This is a genomic window from Streptomyces sp. NPDC014623 (genome assembly GCF_043088245.1).
Taxonomy (GTDB): Bacteria; Actinomycetota; Actinomycetes; order Streptomycetales; family Streptomycetaceae; genus Streptomyces.
The window spans coordinates 369,050-389,950 of sequence record NZ_JBIBZU010000003.1; the positions used below are offsets into that span (position 1 = coordinate 369,050).

General features: G+C 72.0%; 17 protein-coding genes. 9 read left to right on the forward strand and 8 right to left on the reverse strand.

Features of this window, described 5'->3' with window-relative positions; genetic code table 11:
* Positions 1 to 88: 88 nt before the first annotated feature.
* Positions 89 to 3,016 (forward strand): SNF2-related protein, encoded by a 2,928-nt coding sequence (locus ACF1FZ_RS08010; RefSeq protein ID WP_391772510.1) that lies wholly within the window; start codon positions 89 to 91, stop codon positions 3,014 to 3,016.
* On the forward strand, positions 3,013 to 4,290 hold the full coding sequence (locus ACF1FZ_RS08015; RefSeq protein ID WP_391772511.1) for an SWIM zinc finger family protein: 1,278 nt from the start codon (positions 3,013 to 3,015) through the stop codon (positions 4,288 to 4,290). Before ACF1FZ_RS08010 ends, ACF1FZ_RS08015 begins: the two co-directional genes overlap by 4 nt.
* 169 nt (positions 4,291 to 4,459) lie before the next feature.
* Here ACF1FZ_RS08015 and ACF1FZ_RS08020 read toward each other — a convergent pair whose 3' ends face one another.
* Positions 4,460 to 5,671, reverse strand: coding sequence for a pyridoxal phosphate-dependent aminotransferase (locus ACF1FZ_RS08020; protein ID WP_391772512.1), 1,212 nt, complete (start codon positions 5,669 to 5,671; stop codon positions 4,460 to 4,462).
* An 87-nt stretch (positions 5,672 to 5,758) separates the two neighbouring features.
* Between ACF1FZ_RS08020 and ACF1FZ_RS08025 the strand changes: the two genes are divergently transcribed.
* Positions 5,759 to 6,439, forward strand: a complete 681-nt coding sequence (locus tag ACF1FZ_RS08025; RefSeq protein ID WP_391772513.1) for a winged helix-turn-helix transcriptional regulator — start codon at positions 5,759 to 5,761, stop codon at positions 6,437 to 6,439.
* Between the two features lie 136 nt (positions 6,440 to 6,575).
* Complete coding sequence (locus ACF1FZ_RS08030; protein ID WP_391772514.1) at positions 6,576 to 7,217, forward strand: uridine kinase; 642 nt, start codon at positions 6,576 to 6,578, stop codon at positions 7,215 to 7,217.
* On the opposite strand, the gene ACF1FZ_RS08035 is transcribed toward ACF1FZ_RS08030, so the two are convergent.
* The 5 genes from ACF1FZ_RS08035 to ACF1FZ_RS08055 all read right to left on the reverse strand — a co-directional run bounded on the left by ACF1FZ_RS08035 (position 7,214) and on the right by ACF1FZ_RS08055 (position 12,107).
* Positions 7,214 to 8,161: a carbohydrate kinase family protein gene (locus tag ACF1FZ_RS08035; protein WP_391772515.1), complete on the reverse strand. Its 948-nt coding sequence runs from the start codon at positions 8,159 to 8,161 to the stop codon at positions 7,214 to 7,216. The genes ACF1FZ_RS08030 and ACF1FZ_RS08035 overlap by 4 nt on opposite strands.
* A complete protein-coding gene (locus tag ACF1FZ_RS08040) occupies positions 8,158 to 9,108 on the reverse strand; it encodes a pseudouridine-5'-phosphate glycosidase (RefSeq protein WP_391772516.1) in 951 nt (316 codons plus the stop codon). Before ACF1FZ_RS08040 ends, ACF1FZ_RS08035 begins: the two co-directional genes overlap by 4 nt.
* A gap of 79 nt (positions 9,109 to 9,187) precedes the next feature.
* Positions 9,188 to 10,468, reverse strand: coding sequence for an MFS transporter (locus tag ACF1FZ_RS08045; protein WP_391772517.1), 1,281 nt, complete (start codon positions 10,466 to 10,468; stop codon positions 9,188 to 9,190).
* Positions 10,469 to 10,567: 99 nt separating this feature from the next.
* Complete coding sequence (locus ACF1FZ_RS08050) at positions 10,568 to 11,173, reverse strand: methylated-DNA--[protein]-cysteine S-methyltransferase (RefSeq protein WP_391772518.1); 606 nt, start codon at positions 11,171 to 11,173, stop codon at positions 10,568 to 10,570.
* 64 nt (positions 11,174 to 11,237) lie between these two features.
* Positions 11,238 to 12,107 carry a glycerophosphodiester phosphodiesterase gene (locus ACF1FZ_RS08055; protein WP_391772519.1) on the reverse strand — a complete coding sequence of 290 codons (870 nt, stop codon included), beginning with the start codon at positions 12,105 to 12,107 and terminating at the stop codon, positions 11,238 to 11,240.
* Positions 12,108 to 12,322: 215 nt separating this feature from the next.
* Between ACF1FZ_RS08055 and ACF1FZ_RS08060 the strand changes: the two genes are divergently transcribed.
* The 5 genes from ACF1FZ_RS08060 (at position 12,323) to ACF1FZ_RS08080 (ending at position 19,380) form a co-directional block, all read left to right on the forward strand.
* Positions 12,323 to 13,195: an MHYT domain-containing protein gene (locus ACF1FZ_RS08060; protein ID WP_391772520.1), complete on the forward strand. Its 873-nt coding sequence runs from the start codon at positions 12,323 to 12,325 to the stop codon at positions 13,193 to 13,195.
* Positions 13,196 to 13,234: 39 nt separating this feature from the next.
* Positions 13,235 to 15,355 (forward strand): excinuclease ABC subunit UvrB, encoded by a 2,121-nt coding sequence (gene uvrB / locus ACF1FZ_RS08065; protein ID WP_391772521.1) that lies wholly within the window; start codon positions 13,235 to 13,237, stop codon positions 15,353 to 15,355.
* A gap of 131 nt (positions 15,356 to 15,486) precedes the next feature.
* On the forward strand, positions 15,487 to 16,065 hold the full coding sequence (locus ACF1FZ_RS08070; RefSeq protein WP_073769190.1) for a TerD family protein: 579 nt from the start codon (positions 15,487 to 15,489) through the stop codon (positions 16,063 to 16,065).
* Positions 16,066 to 16,185: 120 nt separating this feature from the next.
* Complete coding sequence (locus tag ACF1FZ_RS08075) at positions 16,186 to 18,120, forward strand: TerD family protein (RefSeq protein ID WP_391772522.1); 1,935 nt, start codon at positions 16,186 to 16,188, stop codon at positions 18,118 to 18,120.
* A 264-nt stretch (positions 18,121 to 18,384) separates the two neighbouring features.
* Positions 18,385 to 19,380, forward strand: coding sequence for a TerC family protein (locus ACF1FZ_RS08080; RefSeq protein ID WP_391772523.1), 996 nt, complete (start codon positions 18,385 to 18,387; stop codon positions 19,378 to 19,380).
* Positions 19,381 to 19,447: 67 nt separating this feature from the next.
* Here the strand turns inward: ACF1FZ_RS08080 and ACF1FZ_RS08085 are convergent, their stop codons facing one another.
* Complete coding sequence (locus tag ACF1FZ_RS08085) at positions 19,448 to 20,104, reverse strand: MBL fold metallo-hydrolase (RefSeq protein ID WP_391772524.1); 657 nt, start codon at positions 20,102 to 20,104, stop codon at positions 19,448 to 19,450.
* Positions 20,105 to 20,114: 10 nt separating this feature from the next.
* Positions 20,115 to 20,804, reverse strand: a complete 690-nt coding sequence (locus ACF1FZ_RS08090) for a maleylpyruvate isomerase family mycothiol-dependent enzyme (RefSeq protein WP_391772525.1) — start codon at positions 20,802 to 20,804, stop codon at positions 20,115 to 20,117.
* Positions 20,805 to 20,901 lie beyond the last annotated feature (97 nt).

Here is a 20,901-nt window from a genome sequence, read left to right on the forward strand (position 1 = left end):
ACACGGCCGGGGCGGGCGCTGTCACACCCCCCGCCTAGACTCGCGAAGACAGGAGCGGGCGGACCGCGGCCAGGAGGGGGGCGGGGACATGGCGCAACAGACGCAGGACGTCTTCGCCGACCGGCTGTCGCGGTGCGCCGCGGTCTTCCTGCCGGCGACCCTGCCCCGAAACGGCCGGATCGCCTTCTGGGACCCCGACGGGGCCGTCGGCCTCACAGACCCCGGCACGGCGCTCCCCGCCGGCGGACCGGACCTCCCCCTCATCGAGCTCACGGTCGTCGGCCGGCACGGCGCAGACGGTGCCGGCACCCGCGCCGTGCCCGCCGTGGCGTTTCCCGTCGCGGACGCGGTGCCCCTGCTCGCGCGCGCCCGGCACCGGGCCACGGCACACCCCGCCACCCGCGCGTGGGGAGCAGCCGCCCTGCACGCCCTCACCCTCGTGGCGCGCGGCAGGCTCCTGCCCGGACTGACGGCCGGCGACCACGACGCCTGGCGGGCCGGACCGCGCGACGCGGAGGACATCGCCCATCTGAGGGCCGTCGCCGCCTCCATGCCGCCCGAGGGACACGCCGTCCCGCTCGACGGCACCCCCCTGCGCGTCCCCGAACCCCGCGCGCTGCTCGGTGCCTTCCTCGACGCCGTCGCCGACGCCCTGCCCCGGACGCCCGCCGCGGCCCACGCCATGGGGGCGCCGTTCGCCGCCCGCGAGGCGCAGCATCTGCCGGACGCCCGGGCCTGGGCCGTCGAGGTGGCCGCCGGGCTCGACGCCGGGGTGCGCGTCTCGCTCCGGCTCGACCTCTCCGCGTACGACCTCTTCGACTCCTCCGACCGCCCCGGGGGAGCCGCAGGCTCCGGTGCCACCGGGGAAACGGCGGGCGAGGACGTGCCCGGCCGCCCGGCCGCGACGCGTCACGCCGCCGCGGCCATCACCCAGGTGCACAGCCTGGCCGACCCGACGTACGTCACCGACGCGGCCACGTTGTGGAGCGGCGGTGCCGGCGAGCCCTTCGGCCCCAGGGCCCGGATCGACGCGGTGCTCGCACTGCGCCGTGCCGCCCGCATCTGGCCGCCGCTGGAACGACTGCTCGACCAGCCCGTCCCCGACGTGCTCGCCGTCACCGAGGACGAGCTCCACGAACTGATCGGCGAGGCCGGAACACGACTCGCGGCGGCAGGGACGGCGCTCCACTGGCCCCGTGAGTTCGCCCGCTCACTCACCGCGGCGGCCGTCGTCCGGCCCGCACCGGGCTCGGCCACCGACGGCACCTCGTTCTTCGACGCCGAGCAGCTCTTCACGTTCGACTGGCAGCTCTCGCTGGGCGACGACCGGCTCACCGAAGCGGAGATGGACACCCTCGCCGAGGCACACCGGCCCGTGGTGCGGCTGCGCGACCAGTGGGTCGTCGTGGATCCCGCGCTCGTCCGCAAGGCACGCAAACGGGAGCTCGGTCTCCTGGACCCGGTGGACGCGCTCGCCGTCGCCCTCACCGGCAGCGCCGAGGTCGACGGCGAGCAGGTCGAGGCCGTCCCCGCCGGAGCCCTCGCCGCGCTCCGCGAGCGCATCCTGGACGAGGACGCGACCCTCCCCGCGCCGCCCGGACTCGACGCCACACTCCGCGACTACCAGCTCCGCGGACTGGCCTGGCTGGACCGCATGACCTCACTCGGCCTGGGCGGCTGCCTCGCCGACGACATGGGCCTGGGCAAGACGATCACCGTCATCGCGCTCCATCTGCACCGTGCCCACACCGCCCCCACCCTGGTCGTCTGTCCCGCTTCCCTCCTCGGCAACTGGCATCGTGAGATCAACCGTTTCGCACCCGGTGTGCCCGTGCGCCGCTTCCACGGCACCGACCGTGCCCTCGGCGGCCCCGGCGGCGGCTTCGTCCTCACGACCTATGGCACGATGCGCTCCAGCGCGGAGCAGCTCGCCGGGCACGTCTGGGGACTGGTCGTCGCCGACGAGGCGCAGCACGTGAAGAATCCGCACTCCTCGACGGCCAGGGCACTGCGCACCATCCCCGCCCCGGCGCGCGTCGCCCTGACCGGCACCCCCGTCGAGAACAACCTCTCCGAGCTGTGGGCGCTGCTCGACTGGACCACCCCGGGCCTGCTCGGCCCGCTCAAGGCGTTCCGTTCCCGGCACGCCAGGATCGTCGAGAACACCGGTACCGCCGCAGGACTGGGCAACGAGGAGGCGGTCGAGCGGCTCTCCCGGCTGGTCCGCCCCTTCCTGCTGCGCCGCAAGAAGTCCGACCCGGGCATCGCGCCCGAGCTGCCGCCCAAGACGGAGACCGACCACCCCGTCTTCCTCACCCGGGAACAAGCCACGCTCTACGAGGCGGCCGTCCGCGAGACCATGGCGTTCATCGAGCAGTCCGAGGGCATCGCACGGCGTGGACTGATCATGAAGCTGCTGGGATCGCTCAAGCAGATCTGCAATCACCCCGCGCAGTACCTGAAGGAGGAGCCGACCCGGCTGACGGGACGCTCCGGCAAGCTCGCCCTGCTCGACGAACTCCTCGACACCATCCTGTCCGAGGACGGCTCCGTCCTGGTCTTCACCCAGTACGTCTCGATGGCCCGGCTCCTCTCCGCCCACCTGGCCTCCCGCGCGATCCCCTCCCAGCTGTTGCACGGCGGCACACCGGTGCCCGAGCGGGAGCGGATGGTCGACAGCTTCCAGTCCGGCGAGGTCCCCGTCTTCCTGCTCTCCCTCAAGGCAGCGGGCACAGGACTGAACCTCACCGGAGCGGCCCATGTCATCCACTATGACCGGTGGTGGAACCCCGCGGTCGAGGAGCAGGCCACCGATCGCGCGTACCGCATCGGCCAGACCCAGCCCGTGCAGGTGCACCGGCTGATCGCCGAGGGCACCGTGGAGGACCGGATCAGCGAACTGCTGGAGTCCAAGCGGGCCCTCGCCGACGCGGTGCTCGGTTCCGGCGAGACCGCCCTGACCGAGCTCAGCGACCGTGACCTGGCCGACCTCGTCTCGCTCCGGAGGACGTCATGAGCCCCGGTGGGAGCCCCGCGGTCCGCCCGGGCCCCGACGACCTGCGGCGCACCTTCGAAGCGGTGCCCGCCCGCGCCTCCGGCACCGGCGGCCCCTTCGCGGACAGCTGGTGGGGCCGGGCCTGGGTGGACGCCCTGGAAACCCTGTCGATGGACGAGGGGCGCCTCGCCCGCGGCCGTACGTACGCCGACGGCGGCCACGTCGCCGCGATCACCGTGACCCCCGGCCGGGTCATCGCCTACGTCCACGGCAGCCGCCCCCGCCCCTACCGCGCGGAGCTGCGCCTGCGCACGCTGACGGTGTCCGACTGGGACACGTTCCTGGACGCCGTCGCGGCCCGGCCCGGGCACCTGTCGGCGCTGCTCGGCAAGGAGATGCCGCACTCCCTGGTCGACACGGCGGGTGAGGCCGGCATCCGTCTGCTGCCCGCCGCCGGTGATCTGGACCCCGACTGTTCCTGCCCGGACCGCGGATGGCCCTGCAAGCACGTGGCGGCGCTCTGCTTCCAGACGGCACGGCTCCTGGACAGCGACCCGTTCGTCCTGCTGCTGATGCGCGGCCGGGGCGAGCGTGAACTCCTCGACGAGCTGGGACGCCGCAACGCCGAGCACTCCGCGCGCGAGCGCCCCGGGACTCCCGCCATGCCCTCGGTCACGGCCCTCGACGCCCTGGCCGACCGTTTCCTGCCACCGCTGCCCGCGCCCCTGCCCGTGCCGCCGTGCCCCGGCGAGCCGCCGGCCTACCCGGAGCTGCCCGGTGCCCGCGACCCGCTCGGCCTCGACCATCTCGCCACGGACGCCGCAGCCCGCGCCCACGCGCTGCTCACCACGGGCGACGACCCGCTCGCCGGGCTCAGTACCTGGCAGGACGCCGTACGGATCGCCGCGTCCCGCCCCACCGCCGGGCTCACCGCCACGACCCGGGCGCTCTACCGGGAACTGGCCTTCGCCACGGGACGCAACACGACGGACCTGGCCCGGGCCGTCGCAGCCTGGCGGCAGGGCGGCGCGGAAGGACTCCAGGTGCTGGAAACCCCATGGGACCCTCCCGCCGGCCCGTTCGACCGGGCCAGGCCCGCCCTGGCCGCGGCCGACTTCCCGCGTTTCCAGCCCTGGCGCAACCATCTGACCAACGCCGCGGGCACGCTCCAGCTCCGCTTCGGCCACGACGGCCGCTGGTACGGCTACGAGTCCGACCCGGGTGAGGACGACTGGTGGCCCAGGGCCACGCCGGACGCGGACCCGGTCGCCGCCCTCACGGCCCTGCGCCGCTGACACCCCCTGGCCGTCGTTCCGTACCCGGTCCGGATGGTGCGGTGGCCGGGGCGGCCGGTGCCCCCTCACGGAAAGCCGTTCCCACAGGAGGCCGTTCGGCCGCCACCGCTCCGGTGCTGTCCCCGCTCCTCGCGGCGGGCGTGCCCGGGAGCACGGCGGCCCCGGCAGGTCACTGGCGGTACCCGTTCAGGAAACGGCCGATGCGGCTGATCGCCGCGTCCAGGTCGTCGGCGTGCGGAAGGGTGAGGATGCGGAAGTGGTCCGGGCGCGGCCAGTTGAAGCCGGTGCCCTGCACCACCTGGATCTTCTCCCGCAACAGCAGGTCCAGGACGAACCGTTCGTCGTCGACGATGTCGTGGACCTTCGGGTCGATGCGCGGGAAGGCGTACAGCGCGCCCTTCGGCTTGACGCAGGACACCCCGGGGATCTCGTTGAGCCGCTCCCAGGCCCGGTCGCGCTGCTCGTGGAGCCTGCCGCCCGGCGCGGTGAGCTCCCGGATCGACTGCCGGCCGCCGAGCGCGGCCTGGATGGCGTACTGCGCGGGGGCGTTGGGGCAGAGCCGCATGGAGGCGAGCATGGTGAGCCCCTCCAGATAGCTGCGGGCGTGCTGCCGCGGGCCCGAGACCACCATCCAGCCGGAGCGGAAACCCGCGACACGGTACGTCTTGGACAGACCGCTGAAGGTGAGACAGAGCAGGTCGGGAGCCAGCACCGCCACGCTGTGGTGCTCGGCGCCGTCGTACAGGATCTGGTCGTAGATCTCGTCGGCGAACACCATCAGCCCGTGCCTGCGCGCCAGATCGAGCATGCCGTCGAGGACCTCGCGGGAGTAGACGGCGCCCGTTGGGTTGTTCGGGTTGATGATCACCATGGCCCGGGTGCGGTCGGTGATCTTCGAGGCCATGTCGGCGAGGTCGGGGTTCCAGTCGGCCCCTTCGTCGCAGGTGTAATGCACGGCCCTCCCGCCCGCGAGCGTGGTGACGGCGGTCCACAGCGGATAGTCGGGGCTCGGGATCAGGATCTCGTCGCCGTCCTCCAGGAGCCCCTGCACCGCCATGGAGATCAGCTCGGAGACCCCGTTGCCGAGGAAGATGTCGTCCACGTCGACATCGGCCAGCCCCATCGCCTGGTAGCGCTGCGCGACGGCGCGGCGCGCGGACAGGATGCCGCGCGAATCGGTGTAGCCGTGTGCCTGGGGGAGCATCCGGATCATGTCCTGGACGATCTCCTCCGGCGCCTCGAACCCGAAGAGCGCCGGATTGCCCGTGTTGAGGCGGAGCACACTGTGGCCCGCCTCCTCCAGGGCGTTGGCCTGCTCGATGACCGGGCCCCGGATCTCGTAACAGACCTCGTTGAGCTTGCTGGACTGCCGGAACTCCATGCGGTGCCTCCCCGACCCCGAATTGCGATACTTGGTTTTACCAAGTTCGAGCTTGGAAAGTCCAACAACATGTCTAGACTGCGTCGTATGCCACGTCAGCAGCAGCCCGCACGCCCCGCCCGCCGCCGGAGCTACGACCAGTTCTGCGCCACCGCCCGTGCCCTCGACTCCGTCGGCGACCGGTGGACCCTGCTGATCGTCCGTGAACTGCTGGCCGGCCCCCGCCGCTACACGGATCTGCACGCCGATCTGCCCGGGGTCAGCACGGATGTGCTGGCGTCCCGGCTCAAGGACATGGAACAGGGCGGCCTGGCCGTGCGCCGCCGCCTGCCGCCCCCGGCCGCCGCAGCGGTCTACGAGCTGACCGAGCACGGCCGTGGGCTGCTCCCGGTCCTGACCGCGCTCGCCCGGTGGGGTGTGCCCGCGCTCGGCGAGCGCCACGCCACGGACGCGGTCAGGGCCCACTGGTTCGCGCTGCCGCTGCTGCGGGCCCTCGAAGGCCTCACCCGTGAAGGGGTCGTCGAAGTCAGGCTGCCGGAGGGTGAGTTCCACATCCGTACCGGTGCGGATGCGGAGGGAGGCGAGGCCTACGGATACGGTCCCGTCGGGCACCCGGACGCGCGCCTCGTGCTGGACGCGGACGTGGTCCTGACACTCGGACGCGGTGAGTGCACGCTCGCGGAGGCGGTCAAGGAGGGGCGGGCGGAGGTGCTCGGCGAAGGCCCCTTCGCCGATGAACTCCGCGGCGGTCGGGGCCCCCGGGTCTGACGGCCCGCGTCCGGCCCGGGGGCGGCGGGGGCGCGTCCACCGGCCTGCTCGTGGGCGTCCGCGTGGCCGTGCCGGGCAACCGGCGGACGGAGGCGGGACCGTACGGCTCATGGCGCGCCGGGGTGATGATGGACGGGTGCACTTCCACCCCATCACCTGGGACCGGCTGGCCCGCACCCTCGCCGCTCACGCCGACGGACTCGAACCGGCCGACGGCGGGTCCTGGCTGAGGATCGGCGTCGACGGTGCTCCTGCCGCCCGTCCCGAAGAGCCGGCCGCGCACCTCGCCGAGGCGCTGCGGTCCCGTGGCCGCCCGGTGCTCACCGTCTCCACGGGCGGCTTCCTGCGCCCGGCGAGCCTTCGCTACGAATACGGCAGACAGGACCCGGACTCGTACGCCGACGGCTGGTTCGACACCGGGGCGCTGTGGCGTGAGGTGTTCCGCCCGCTCGACGCGGGGGGCAGCGGACGGATCCTGCCCGACCTCTGGGACCCCGTGACGGACCGGGCGACCCGGAGCCCGTACCAGGCGCTCCCCGAGGGAGGGGTACTGATCCTGCACGGGCCGCTGCTCCTCGGGCACTGGTTCCCGTTCGACCTCGCGATCCACCTGAGCCTCTCGCCGGGTGCGCTGCGACGGCGTACGGAGGAGGGCGAGCGGTGGACGCTGCCCGCCTTCACGCGGTACGAGGACGAAGCCGCCCCGGCCGAAAGCGCGGACACGGTCGTACGGGCCGACGACCCGCGCCACCCGGCCTGGACGGGGCTCGGCGGTTAGAACCTCCCGCCCGGTCCCGGCCGGACGGCCCGCCTCCCGCCGGACCGCCTCCCGCCGGGGCGGCCCCCGACCGTGGTGACCGCTTCCGCCCCCGCCCGGCAGCCCGCCGCGGCCGCCGTGACCTCGTCGGCCCCCGCGATGAACGCCGCCAGGAAACCCCCGGTGAAGGCGTCCCCCGCACCGGTCGAGTCGACCGGCGCGGGGACCGGCCCGGCGGGCACGCGCGCGGTCACCCTGCCGCCGGCCGCCAGCAGGACGCCCCGGCCCCCGAGCGTGACGGCGACCCGGCCGACATGGCGGCTCAGTTCGGCAGCGGCATCCTGGGGGTCCGGCAGCCCGGTCAGCTCCCGGGCCTCGTCCGCGTTGGGCAGCAGCAGGTCGATGCCCTCGACCAGATCCAGGAAGACCGCTGCGCCCAGCCCGGCGAGAAACCCGGCCGAGGCCGGGTCCACGCTCACCGGCACACCCCGCCGCCGTGCGTCCCGCAGCGCGAGCGCCGCCGTCGCCCGGCTCGTCGGCCCGAAGAGGAGATAACCGGACACGTGGAGCCGGGCGGCACCGTCGAGGAGGGAGGGCGACCACGCACCGGGAGGCAGACGAAGGACCGCACCGCTGTCGGTGAGAAAGGTGCGTTCGGACGAGGAGTCGACCAGCGCCACCACCGTGCCGGTCGGGGCGTCCTCGTCCACGCACAGCAGCGGGCGTACCCCCGCCCGCCGCAGCGCGTCCTGGTGCCAGGCCGCGGAGTCCGCCCCGGCCCGGGCGAGCAGCCGGACATCCCCGCACCCCGAACGCGCCGCCCAGCAGGCCACGTTGGCTCCCGCTCCGCCCGGCAACGTGGTGATACGCGCAGGCGTGTCCGTGCCGTGGAGCGGTGCCGACGCGTGCCGTACGACGACATCGGTCACCACCTCCCCGACCACGAGCAGACCGCCCCCGCTCACCGTGCGGCCGCCGCGGCGATCCGCGCCGCCAGCCGCACGTTCCCGCGTACGGCGGCGAGATTGGCCTCCAGGGACGCCCCGCCGGTCTCCCGCATCAGGTGTTCCAGCAGGAACGGGGTGACGGCCTGCCCCGTGATCCCCCGGTCCCGGCACGCGCCCAGGGCCCCGGCGAGCACCCGGTCGTGCACCCCGGGGTCCAACTGTTCCTCCTCCGGCACGGGGTTGGCGACGATCAGCGCCGCGGGCGGGCCGCCCAGCCGCTCCCGGGCCCGCATCACCTCCGCGACGTCCTCCGGGGTGCGCACCGTCCAGTCGACGCGCTCGCCGGAACTGCTCAGGTAGAAGCCGGGGAAGTGCTCCGTCCCGTAACCCAGCACGCCGACACCGAGCGTCTCCAGGCGCTGCAGTGTGGCGGGTACGTCCAGGATCGACTTCACACCCGCGCACACCACCGTGATCCTGGTCCCGGCGAGCAGCCGGAGGTCCGCGGACTCGTCCTGCGTCCGTGTCCACTCGCGGTGCACGCCGCCGAGCCCGCCGGTCGCGAAGACGCTCAGGCCGGCCCGCGCCGCGAGGAAGGCGGTCGCGGACACGGTGGTGGCGCCGCTCGCACCCAGGGCCAGCGCGGGCGCGAGATCACGGTGGCCCAGCTTGCGTACATCCGGATCCCCGGCGACCCGCTCCAACTCGCCACCGTCCAGGCCCACATGCGCCCGGCCGTCCAGCACGGCGACCGTGGCGGGGACGGCGCCGGCCTTTCTCACGATCTCCTCCAGTTCCTGCGCCACCCGGAGGTTGCGGGGGCGCGGAAGTCCGTGCGTGATGATCGTCGACTCCAGGGCGACCACGGGGCGCCGTTCATCAAGGGCCTCCCGCACCTCTTCGGAGAGTACGAAGGGGCCGCGACCGGTTTCCTGCGACAGGGGTGCCGATGGATTCTGAGGCATGCCCCATCTCTGTCGCGGTCACAGGAGCCGCAAACCCGCGACGGCCGGGCCGTCACGACACGGGCCGCCGGGAGGCCGGTCAGGCCTCCGGGGAATCCGGTGCCGGACGGGCCACCGCTCTGCGCAGCGCGAGAGCCGCCATCGGCAGGAGGAGGCAGGCGGCCACGGCGTTGAGCCAGCCGTAGCCCAGCCGGGAGACGATCAGCCCGGCGACGGCGCCGCCGATGCCGGCCGCCGTGTTCATCGCGAGATCGGAAAGTCCTTGCACGGCGGCCCGTGCCGCCTGCGGCACGGAGTCGGTGAGCAGCGCCGAACCGGCGACCAGACCGGCCGACCAGCCGAGACCCAGGAGGAACAGGCCTGCGGCCGTCCGGCCGTGCCCGCCGCCCGACGTGCCGGCCGCCACCGCCGCGCAGCACAGCAGTCCGGCGGCCAGCCCGATGACGGGGAGCCGGCCGGCCCGGTCGGCGAGCCAGCCCATGACGGGGGAGAACGCGTACATGCCCGCGATGTGCCCGCTGATGACCAGACCGATCAGCTGGATGTCCGCGCCGTGATGCCCCAGATGGACAGGGGTCATGACCATGATGGAGACCATCACGGTGTGGGACACGGCGACGGTCACGAGTGCCAGCCGGGCCATCGGGGCAGCGCGTACGGCCACGATCCCCGCCCGCAGCGAACGGCTCGCGGCGGCTGTCGTGTCCTCAGGGGCGAGCGCCCGGGCGGTCAGCAGCGGATCGGGGCGCAGCAGCACGGCGACCAGGGTGCCGGTGAGCAGGAAGATGACAGCGGCCCAGGCGAACGGGCCCGCCGTCTCGGGCACGAAGGTGCCCCTGAACACGCGGCTCGCGGGGGCGGCGATGTTGGGGCCGAGCACCGAACCGATCGTGGTGGCCCAGATGACGGTGGAGATCGCCCGGCCACGCCGCTCCGGCTCCGCGAGGTCGGCCGCCGCGAACCGCGCCTGGAGATTGGCCGACGAGCCCGCGCCGAAGCCGGCCATACCGAGCAGCAGCAGCGGAAAACTGCCCACGACGGAAGCGGTCACCACGAGGAACGCCCCCAGGGCGCCGGCCAGATAGGCCAGGACGAGCCCGGCGCGTCTGCCCCGCGAGGTCATGAGGGCGGCCAGCGGCAGCGACAGCAGCGCCGTGCCCGCCACGGAGGCGGTCGGAGCGAGCCCCGACAGCGCTTCGGTGCCACTCACCTCGGCCGCCAGAACAGGAGCGAGGGCGATACCGACGGCCACGCCCAGGCCGCCGAGTATCTGGCTCCCGATGAGTACGGCGGATGTCCGGCGCCGCAGGGCCGGCAGTTCGGCGGCTGTGATCCGGGGTGCGGGGGAAGCGGTCGTCACCGCCGCAGTGTGCCAGCTCGCACCCCTGCGCGACACCGGGTGAGCGGACGCGGACGGACCCGGCGCGGTGATGTGCTCCTCGTCCTCGCGCGGCGGTGTTCAGAACAGCGGCCGCGGAAGTACCCCCTCGAGCGCCAGCAGCTGCCGCTTCGTCTCCGGCCCGCCGCCGAACCCGCCGAGACCCCCGCCGTTCTCCACCACCCGGTGGCACGGGACCACCACCGGCAGCGGGTTGGACCCCATGGCCGCCCCCACGGCCTGGGCGGCGCCCGGCCGGCCGACCCGGCTCGCCAGGTCCCCGTAACCCACGACCGTCCCGTAGGGCACGCCGGCGGCCAGCTCGCGGAGCACCTCGCGGTTGAAGCCGGAGCTCAGCGACCAGTCCAGGACGAGCGAGAACTCCCGCAGCGCCCCGGTGAAATACGCCGTGAGCTGGCGCACCGGCCCGGCCAGCAGCGCGGAGTCCGGCGCCTCCACGGGCTCCGCGCCCAGCCGTGCCCGCAGCTTCCCGAGCACCTCGTCCCGGATCGCGGGGCGTGCGTGGAAGGCCACGGTCACCAGGCCCGCGCGGGTCGCGGCGAGCAGGAGCGGACCGATGCCGCTGGGCACGACGGACCACTCCACGACCAGCTCGTCACTCTCCACGCGGGACCACTCCACGGCCTGCTCGTCACTCTCCACGGGGCCCACCGTACGACCGGCCACTGACATTGACGCGCGCAGCGGGTACCGGCGGGCGCGGTCCGGCGGCGCCCGCCCGCCGGAGTGTTCAGCGGGTGGCGTCCCGGACGGTGTCGGGGTTGTTGGTGATGATGCCGTCCACGCCGAATCCGGCCACCTCGGCCGCCTTCGCGGCGTCGTTCACCGTCCAGGTGTTCACCCGGAGCGGTTTGCCGTGGGCGCCCTTCAGCTTCTGCACGGCCTTGACGTAGTCGGCGCCGAGGGTGGTGTACGACGGGTTGATCTGGTCGGTGAACTTCGCGTACGACGGCAGATCCGCCACCGGCGGGGTGCCCAGGAAGCCCGTGACGACGTCCGGGCGCTGAACGTGAACATTTTTCACACTCTCTGCACCGAAGCTCTGGATGATCAGCCTGTGCTTGACGTGGCTTCGGTCGAGCCATCCCTCCTCGCGCAGGACGCGCAGGGTCTCCTTCTCGATCCCCGGGTACGTCTGCGGGCTCTTGATCTCCAGGAGCAGCTTCTGGCGGTTGCGCTCGACGCGGCGCAGATACTGCGTGAGCGTCGGCACCCGGGCCCCCGCGAAACGGGCACCGAACCAGCTGCCCGCGTCCAGCTTCGCGATCTCCGCCGCGGTGAAGTCCTTGACCGCCCAGGGCGCACGGCCGGGGAAGACCCGCTCGGCGTCGGTGGTCCTGCTCAGGGTGGTGTCGTGCAGGACGACCAGCACGCCGTCCTTGGTGAGCTGCACATCGTTCTCCACCCATGCGATGCCCAGATCATCGGCCGCGTCCACAGCCGCCAGCGTGTTCTCCGGGGCGTAGGCGGAAGCGCCCCGGTGGGCGTAGACGACCGGGCTGTCCTGGGCAGCGGCGGCCTGCGCCTGGGCGGCGGGCAGCAGGACGCAGCCGCCGAGCAGGGCGGCGACGGTACCGGAGGCTGTGGTGCGTACGGACACGTGTACTCCTCGCGTCGGGATGCGGACAGGCAGAGACTCCCATCCGTTCCCCAACGGAGGGGAGGACGATGATGGCCATGTTGTGAACGGAATGCCGGGTACCGAAGCTCCGGAGGGCCCGGAGGCGGATAAAATGCCGTTCTTATGTTTGCTTGCCGGGCCTTGCCCTTTAGGGTCACCCCCGAACCCGGGCACACCGCGAAGGGCGTACCAGCATGCAGGGCACAGTTGACGGATTCACCTACGGCCTCGTGACCCCCGTCACGGCGTTTCTCATGGCGTGCCTCGGCGCTGCGCTCGGCCTTCGGTGCACCACACGGTCCCTGCGTACGCGGGGAGCCTCCAGAGCGGGCTGGCTGGCTCTCGGAGCGACTTCCATCGGATCGGGCATCTGGACGATGCACTTCATAGCGATGCTGGGCTTCACCGTCAGGGAAGCGCCGGTGAGCTACGACAGGCCCCTCACGTACGCCAGCCTCGTCATGGCGGTGGTGATGGTCGGAGTCGGCATCTTCCTCGTCGGATACCGGGGGGCCACCCCCATGGCGCTGGTCACCGGCGGGACGATCACCGGACTCGGCGTCGCCTCCATGCACTACCTCGGCATGGCCGGAATGAACTTCGAGGGCATGTTCGCGTACGACACGCTCACCGTCTCGCTCTCCGTCGTCATCGCCGTGGTGGCCGCCACCGCCTCGCTGTGGGCCGCGGTCTCCATCCACGGCTTCCTCCCCAGCCTCGGGGCCGGCGTGGTGATGGGAGTGGCGGTGAGCGGGATGCACTACACCGGGATGGCCGCGCTCCAGGTGCACCTGCACCCCGGCGCCTCGCCGGCGCCGCCCGGCGAGGCCCCCACCTCGCTGCTCCTGCCGATGATGATCGGGCCGGGCTGTTTCCTGCTGCTCGCCGCGGTGATCGTGATGATCGACCCCCTCGTGGTGACCGACGCACCCGGAAGAACCGGGCGGCCGCCGGGACACGCTCCCCTGCGTGGTGGGCCGGTGACCCCGGCCCCTGCCCGGCGCCGCCCCGCACCGCCCCACGAATCCGCCGCGCGCAGGACGTACAGGCAGTCGCGGAGCCGCTGATCCCCCGCTGTTGTCAGTGGGGAGTCGTACGGTGGTTGCATGCGGCCAGATTCGAAGATCCAACGTTCGGTGGCGCCTTTCGAGGTCGTCAGTCCCTACCGGCCCAGCGGTGACCAGCCCGCGGCCATCGCCGAGCTGGACCGGCGCGTGCGCGCGGGTGAGAAGGACGTCGTCCTGCTCGGTGCGACCGGCACGGGCAAGTCGGCGACGACCGCCTGGATGATCGAGAAGCTGCAGCGGCCCACCCTCGTGATGGCGCCGAACAAGACGCTGGCCGCCCAGCTGGCCAACGAGTTCCGGGAGCTCCTCCCGAACAACGCCGTGGAGTACTTCGTCTCGTACTACGACTACTACCAGCCCGAGGCGTACGTCCCGCAGTCGGACACCTACATCGAGAAGGACTCCTCGATCAACGAGGAGGTCGAGCGGCTGCGGCACTCCGCCACGAATTCGCTGCTGACCCGGCGTGACGTCGTCGTGGTCGCCTCCGTCTCCTGCATCTACGGCCTGGGCACCCCGCAGGAGTACGTGGACCGGATGGTCCAGCTCAAGGTCGGCGACGAGATCGACCGTGACCAGCTGCTGCGCCGCTTCGTCGAGATCCAGTACACCCGCAACGACCTGGCGTTCACCCGCGGCACCTTCCGGGTGCGGGGTGACACGATCGAGATCTTCCCGGTGTACGAGGAGCTCGCCGTCCGCATCGAGATGTTCGGCGACGAGATCGAGGCGCTCTCGACCCTCCACCCCCTCACCGGCGAGGTCATCAGCGAGGACGCCGCACTCCACGTGTTCCCCGCCAGCCACTACGTGGCGGGCCCCGAGCGCATGGAGAAGGCGATCAGCGGCATCGAGCAGGAGCTGGAGCAGCGCCTGGCCGAGATGGAGAAGCAGGGCAAGATGCTGGAGGCCCAGCGGCTGCGCATGCGCACCACGTACGACATCGAGATGCTGCGCCAGATCGGCACCTGCTCCGGTGTCGAGAACTACTCGATGCACTTCGACGGCCGCGCCCCCGGCACCGCCCCCAACACCCTCCTCGACTACTTCCCCGAGGACTTCCTCCTCGTCCTGGACGAGTCGCACGTCACCGTGCCGCAGATCGGCGCGATGTACGAGGGCGACGCCTCCCGGAAGCGGACCCTCGTCGACCACGGTTTCAGGCTGCCCTCCGCCCTGGACAACCGCCCGCTGAAATGGGAGGAGTTCCTGGGCCGGATCAACCAGACGGTCTACCTCTCCGCCACACCCGGGAAGTACGAGATGTCCCGGGGCGACGGTTACGTCGAGCAGATCATCCGGCCCACCGGGCTCGTCGACCCGGAGGTCGTCGTCAAACCCACGGAGGGCCAGATCGACGACCTGGTCCACGAGATCCGCAAGCGGACGGAGCGGGACGAGCGCGTCCTGGTGACGACCCTCACCAAGAAGATGTCCGAGGACCTCACGGACTACTTCCTGGAGCTGGGGATCCAGGTCCGCTACCTCCACAGCGACGTCGACACGCTGCGGCGCATCGAGCTGCTGCGTGAGCTGCGCTCCGGTGAGTACGACGTCCTCGTCGGCATCAACCTCCTGCGCGAGGGCCTCGACCTGCCCGAGGTGTCGCTCGTCGCCATCCTCGACGCGGACAAGCAGGGCTTCCTGCGTTCCGGCACATCGCTGATCCAGACCATCGGACGCGCCGCCCGTAACGTCTCGGGGCAGGTCCATATGTACGCAGACAAGATCACCCCGGCGATGGCGCAGGCCATCGACGAGACCAACCGCCGCCGCGAGAAGCAGATCGCCTACAACACCGAGCGCGGAGTCGATCCGCAGCCGCTCCGAAAGAAGATCAACGACATCGTCGCGTCCATCGCCCGTGAGGAGGTCGACACCGAGCAGCTGCTCGGCACCGGCTACCGGCAGGGCAAGGAGACCAAGGCCCCCGTCCCCTCGCTGGGGGGCAAGGCCACCGTGAAGGGCAGGGCGAAGGAGGACGGTGCGGTGGTCACCGACCGGCCCGCCGCGGAGCTCGCGGGGATCATCGAGGAGATGACGGACCGTATGCGGGCGGCCGCCGCCGACCTGCAGTTCGAGGTGGCCGCCCGGCTCCGTGACGAGGTGGGCGAGCTGAAGAAGGAGCTGCGTCAGATGAGGGAGGCGGGACTGGCCTGACCCGGTGGGACCCGCGATGTTGCAGGACCGACACAAAAACGGCCCACCCCTCCTTCCCGCTCCCGGGGACTGCGTAGGGTGCGGGGAGACCGCACACCGACGGTTGCGGGGCAGCGGAGAGGGGACAGCGCGTGACGGTCAACATGACCAAGGGCCAGGCCATCAGCCTGCAGAAGAGCGACGGGGGGACCCTGACCGCGGTACGGATGGGGCTCGGCTGGCAGGCGGCCCCGCGCCGCGGGCTGTTCGGCTCGCGTACCCGGGAGATCGACCTGGACGCCTCGGCGGTGCTCTTCGCCGACAAGCAGCCCGTGGACGTCGTGTTCTTCCGCCACCTCGTCAGTGACGACGGTTCGGTCAAGCACACCGGCGACAACCTCGTCGGCGGCGCGGGCTCGGGCGGCGACGACGAGGCGATCCTGGTCGACCTGCAGCGGGTCCCGGTCCACATCGACCAGATCGTCTTCACGGTGAACTCGTTCACCGGCCAGACGTTCCAGGAGGTGCGACACGCCTTCTGCCGCATCGTCGACGAGACCAACGGCCAGGAACTCGCCCGCTACACGCTGGACGGCGGCGGCCAGTACACGGCGCAGATCATGGCGAAGGTGCACCGCGCGGGCGGCGGATGGCAGATGACCGCCCTCGGCAACCCGGCCAACGGCCGGACCTTCCAGGACCTGATGCCGTCGATCCTGCCGCACCTGTAGGCCCGGGGGACGGGCGACGCCCGGCACCCGGACATCCGTACGAGCAGCTCCCGGAGGCGCCCGCCGCCGGGAGCTGCGGCCGTGGCAGGGCACCACACCGAACGTCGAGGGGACAGGGCGATGACGGCCGAGCTGGTCCGGGGGCAGAACCACGCCTTGCCCCAGACCCGTCTGGAGATCAGGGTCTCGGCGGATTCACCCGTCATGGCCGGGGCCACGCTCGGGGACGAGAGGGGCACGGTCCGGGGCGCCGAGTGGATCGCCCACCCCGCATCGCCCCGGGTGCCCGGCCTGGAAGTGTCCGGACAGGCGGCTGCCGATCACCGGCTGGCCGTGGACCTGGACGCCCTGCCCGACGCGGTGCACCGCGTCACGGTGCTCCTGGCCCTGCCCATGGGGGCCGGACTGCCGGACAGTTTCGGCGCGGTCGCCGCGCCCTTCGTCGCCGTCACCGGACTCGACGGTGCCGGGATAGCCACGTTCACCCTCACCGGCCTCGACACCGAGTCCGCCGTGTCGGCCCTGGAGCTCTACCGCCGCCAGGACGTATGGAAGGTCCGAGCCGTCGGCCAGGGCTATGCCGGCGGACTCACCGAGATGCTCGCCGACCAGGGTGTGGCAGAGGCGGCGGAGCTGGCGGCCTCCATCCAGGAGGCCGTCGTCTCCGGGCTCGCCCGCTCCATGACCCCGCCGCCCCGGGCCCCCGAAGGCGAGCGGGTACGCCACCCCGCGGGCCCCACGGCCCCCGGGGGCAGCGGCCGGCCGCCCGCCTCGGCGCAGGGGACCGGGCCGCTGGGGGACCCCGGGCCCCCGCGCGCCGGGGCTTTCGGCAATCCCGTCGACTACACGCACCCGCGGCGTCGGACCTCGGCCCCGCCTCCACCGCCCCCGGCGGCTCCACCCACGGCGTCCGGACAGCCCGCGCGGCCCGTCGCCGGCGACGCCGCGGGGTGGTCCATGGACGAGCGCCTCTACAACCAGATCTGGGGCATGTTCGAGGACCTCGCCCGCGCCGTCGCCGCGTACCGCAGCGCGGCCGGCTTCGCCGAATCCCGGATGGACCAGGAACTCGACCGCGTCCTTTCCGATCCGCGCAGCCGCATCGGTGGCGCGGGGGACCGCGCCCGCGAGGCGGCCCGGGCCAGGCGCGACGAACTCACCGGCCGGGCACGCGAGGCGCTCGAGCGTGATCTCACACAACTCGCCGCCGAGCTGGCCGTGGTCGAGCCGGCCCTCCCCGCGGCGTACGCGGGCTGGGACAACCCCGTCTGGCACGGCTACCGCGTCCCGTTGGAGACCCCGATGGCCCTGCGCATCGGCGACCTCCGTCTGCCCGAGGGCGACGGCCTGCGGATCCCGCTGCTGATGCGCCTGCCCCTGGAGCGCGGGATATGGGTCGACAGCGGACGTACGGCATCCGAGGCCGCCGCCGCGACGGCCGGGGACGAGTTGCGCAGGTCGGCCATGGAGACCGCGGTCGCCCTGGCCGTGCGGCTGCTCGCGGTCCACCCGGCCGGTGAATTCTCCGTACACGTCATCGACCCGGCCGGTTCCGCCGCCGGCCCCCTCTCGCCCCTGGCGGGCTCCGGAGCCCTCGCCGGGCCGCCCGCGGCCGGGGCGGCGGGTGTGTCCTCGGTCCTCGCCCACCTCACCCGGCGCGTCGACCTCGTGCAGATGGCCGTCAGGGCCGGCGCCTCGGACGCGCTGCCCCCGGACCTCGACACGGGGGAGCAGTTGCTGATCGTCAACGACTTCCCGCACGGTTTCGACGACAGGGCCGTCACCCAGCTGCGTTATCTGGCCGACGAGGGCCCACCGGTGGGCGTGCACCTGCTGATGGTGGCCGACCGCGAGGACGCCCGTGCCTACGGCCCGGTGCTCGACCCCCTGTGGCGGTCGCTGCTGCGGATCACCCCCGTGGCCGACGACCACCTCGCCGACCCCTGGGTGGGCCATGCGTGGACGTACGAGCCGCTGAGGGTGCCGGAGGGCAGCCGGGTCCTGGGACAGGTACTCACCCTGGTGGCCGCTGCACGGCGTGCCGGCTACCGCTGACGCGAGTGACAGGCCGTCAGATGCCCCGCACGCCGCCTGACCTGGCTCCTTGATCACCTCTTGGTCCTGGCTTTACCGTTTCTTGGTGCTTCATGTACTGTTCTTGGTGCGGAGGGGAGTACTCCCGATCGCGGCGTTCCCGTCAGTACGGACTGTGACCGGTCCCGGGGCGTCGGCCCGGCGCGCATCCCGCGCTCCCGGGTGGAAGAGACCTCCGGCAGCGACGACGCTGATCTATAGCCGTAGCGAACTGCCGGAGGCGCAGTGGACGTTTCATGGACTCTCTGGACGCTGACCATTCTTGGTCTCGTCGCCCTCATCGCCGTCGACTTCTTCATCGGACGCAAGCCCCATGACGTGTCGACCAAGGAAGCGGGGATCTGGACCCTCGTCTGGATCGCGCTGGCCGTCGTCTTCGGGCTCGGCCTGCTGGTCTTCGGCGAGAGCCAGGCCTCGGGCGAATTCTTCGCCGGCTTCATCACCGAGAAGTCGCTCAGTGTCGACAATCTCTTCGTCTTCATCCTGATCATGGCGAAGTTCTCGGTGCCCTCCCACCTGCAGCAGCGGGTGCTGCTCATCGGTGTGCTGATCGCACTGGTGCTGCGCGCGATCTTCATCGCCGCCGGTGCCGCGGTCATCGCCAACTTCTCGTGGGTCTTCTACATCTTCGGCGCGTTCCTGATCTACACCGCCTGGAAGCTGATCCAGGAAGCGCGGGCCGACGAGGACGAGGAGGAGTGGGAGGAGAACCGTCTCCTGAAGTCGATCGAGCACCGCTTCGGTGTCGCCGACAGGTACCACGGGACGAAGCTCTTCATCCGGAACAACGGCAAGCGCATCATGACCCCCCTGATGGTGGTCATGCTCGCCATCGGCACCACCGACGTGCTCTTCGCGCTGGACTCGATCCCGGCGATCTTCGGCCTGACCCAGGACCCGTACATCGTCTTCACCGCGAACGCCTTCGCCCTGATGGGCCTGCGCCAGCTGTACTTCCTCATCGGCGGTCTGCTGAAGAAGCTGGTCCACCTCAGCTACGGACTCTCGGTGATCCTCGGCTTCATCGGCGTCAAGCTGGTGCTGCACGCCCTGCACGAGTCCGGGGTGCACGTCCCGGAGATCTCCATCGCGTTCTCCCTCGCCGTCATCGGCGGAGTCCTGGTGATCACCACGATCACCAGCCTCGTCGCCAACAAGAAGCAGGCGGCGCTGGAGGCCGGGAAGAAGGACGACAGCGAGAACGTCGGCGTGGAGAAGTAACGCCGCACGGACGCACCGACGGCCGGGGCCCCGGGAGGGGCACCCGGCCGTCGGTGCGTCCAGCCGTTCACCAGCCGCGCTCGCGCCACTCCGGCAGGTGCGGGCGCTCGGCGCCGAGCGTGGTGTCGTGACCGTGTCCGGGATAGACCCACGTCTCGTCCGGCAGGCGGTCGAAGAGCTTGGTCTCCACGTCGTGGAGCAGACTCGCGAACGCCTCGGGGTCCTTGCGCGTATTGCCCAGTCCGCCGGGGAAGAGGCAGTCACCGGTGAACACGTGCGGAGCCCCGTGCGGGTCGTCGTAGACCAGGGCGATGGACCCCGGGGTGTGGCCGGTCAGGTGCCGGGCGGTCAGGGAGACCCGGCCCACCCGGATCGTGCCGTCGTCCTCGACGAGCTCATCGGTCGGGACCGGGATGCCCTCGGCGTCGTACTTCCCGGCGTACGTCCGCGCTCCGGTGGCAGCCACCACCTCCCCGAGTGCCTGCCAGTGGTCGCCGTGCCGGTGCGTCGTGACGACGGACGCGATGCCGTCCTCTCCGATCAGCCGCAGCAGCGTCCCGGCCTCGTCGGCCGCGTCGATCAGGAGCTGCTCGCCGGTGGCCCGGCAGCGCAGCAGATAGGCGTTGTTGTTCATCGGCCCGACGGCGACCTTGGAGATCATCAGATCCGTCAGCTCGTGCACATGCGCAGGTCCGCCGACCTTGACCGCTCCGCTGTACGTCATGTGACGCAGCCTATAGCGGGGGCAGCGCGGGGAGGCTGCCGCCCGTCACGGTCAGCGCGGAGCCGTCACGGCGCCCGCAGAGCCAGCCGAGGATGTCGGTCACCGTCCCCCGGACGGTGACCGCGGCGCCTTCCGCCCCGCCCCCCGTGGTCCACAGCCGGCCGTCCTCGGTGACCGCGGTCGTGGGGACGACACCGGGGTGTCCGGCGAACCGCTCCGCCAGGAAGTCGTTCTCCCGGATCACGAACTCCTCCGGCAGGTCCTCCAGGTCGTACCCCACCCCCAGGTCGACGTGGTGCAGCTCGACCTCGGCCCAGCGGCGGAAGGGGATCCGGGAGGCCGGGTCCGTCACACCGTTGCGCAGTGTGACGGTGCGTGACCAGTCGCCCGGCGCTCCGGCGGCGGCCAGGAAGGCCGCTCCGCTCGCCCGCAGGTCAGCGAGCTGCTCGGACAGGGGACGGAGTGCGTCGCGTTCGATGTCGGCGTCCCGGGTTTCGCTGTTCGCGTACATCGGGCGCCCCTGGAGAACATTTACGAGGGCGTCGGCGTTACGTGACAGGTGGGCGAGAACATGGCCGCGGCTCCAGCCCGGCAGAAGCGACGGCTCGGCAACGGCGCCGTCGTCCATCTTGCCCGTGGCGCTGAGCAGCCGATCGGTCGCTTCACGTACAGCTTCCAGGTCGCGCGCATGATCAGTCATGAGCCGAGCGTAGACCCCTGCCACTCGTTCGAGTGATGGTGTCTCTGCTCGCCCATAAATCGAATGCGCGTGCTATACGCTCGTTGTCGAAAGCTTC

Bases quoted from the DNA above. Each gene is read 5' to 3' on its own strand.
- ACF1FZ_RS08015 (WP_391772511.1), top strand. From the start codon at position 3,013: ATGAGCCCCGGTGGGAGCCCCGCGGTCCGCCCGGGCCCCGACGACCTG.
- ACF1FZ_RS08020 (WP_391772512.1), bottom strand. From the start codon at position 5,671: ATGGAGTTCCGGCAGTCCAGCAAGCTCAACGAGGTCTGTTACGAGATC.
- ACF1FZ_RS08010 (WP_391772510.1), top strand. From the start codon at position 89: ATGGCGCAACAGACGCAGGACGTCTTCGCCGACCGGCTGTCGCGGTGC.
- ACF1FZ_RS08040 (WP_391772516.1), bottom strand. From the start codon at position 9,108: ATGCCTCAGAATCCATCGGCACCCCTGTCGCAGGAAACCGGTCGCGGC.
- ACF1FZ_RS08025 (WP_391772513.1), top strand. From the start codon at position 5,759: ATGCCACGTCAGCAGCAGCCCGCACGCCCCGCCCGCCGCCGGAGCTAC.
- ACF1FZ_RS08060 (WP_391772520.1), top strand. From the start codon at position 12,323: ATGCAGGGCACAGTTGACGGATTCACCTACGGCCTCGTGACCCCCGTC.
- ACF1FZ_RS08075 (WP_391772522.1), top strand. From the start codon at position 16,186: ATGACGGCCGAGCTGGTCCGGGGGCAGAACCACGCCTTGCCCCAGACC.
- ACF1FZ_RS08085 (WP_391772524.1), bottom strand. From the start codon at position 20,104: ATGACGTACAGCGGAGCGGTCAAGGTCGGCGGACCTGCGCATGTGCAC.
- uvrB (WP_391772521.1), top strand. From the start codon at position 13,235: ATGCGGCCAGATTCGAAGATCCAACGTTCGGTGGCGCCTTTCGAGGTC.
- ACF1FZ_RS08090 (WP_391772525.1), bottom strand. From the start codon at position 20,804: ATGACTGATCATGCGCGCGACCTGGAAGCTGTACGTGAAGCGACCGAT.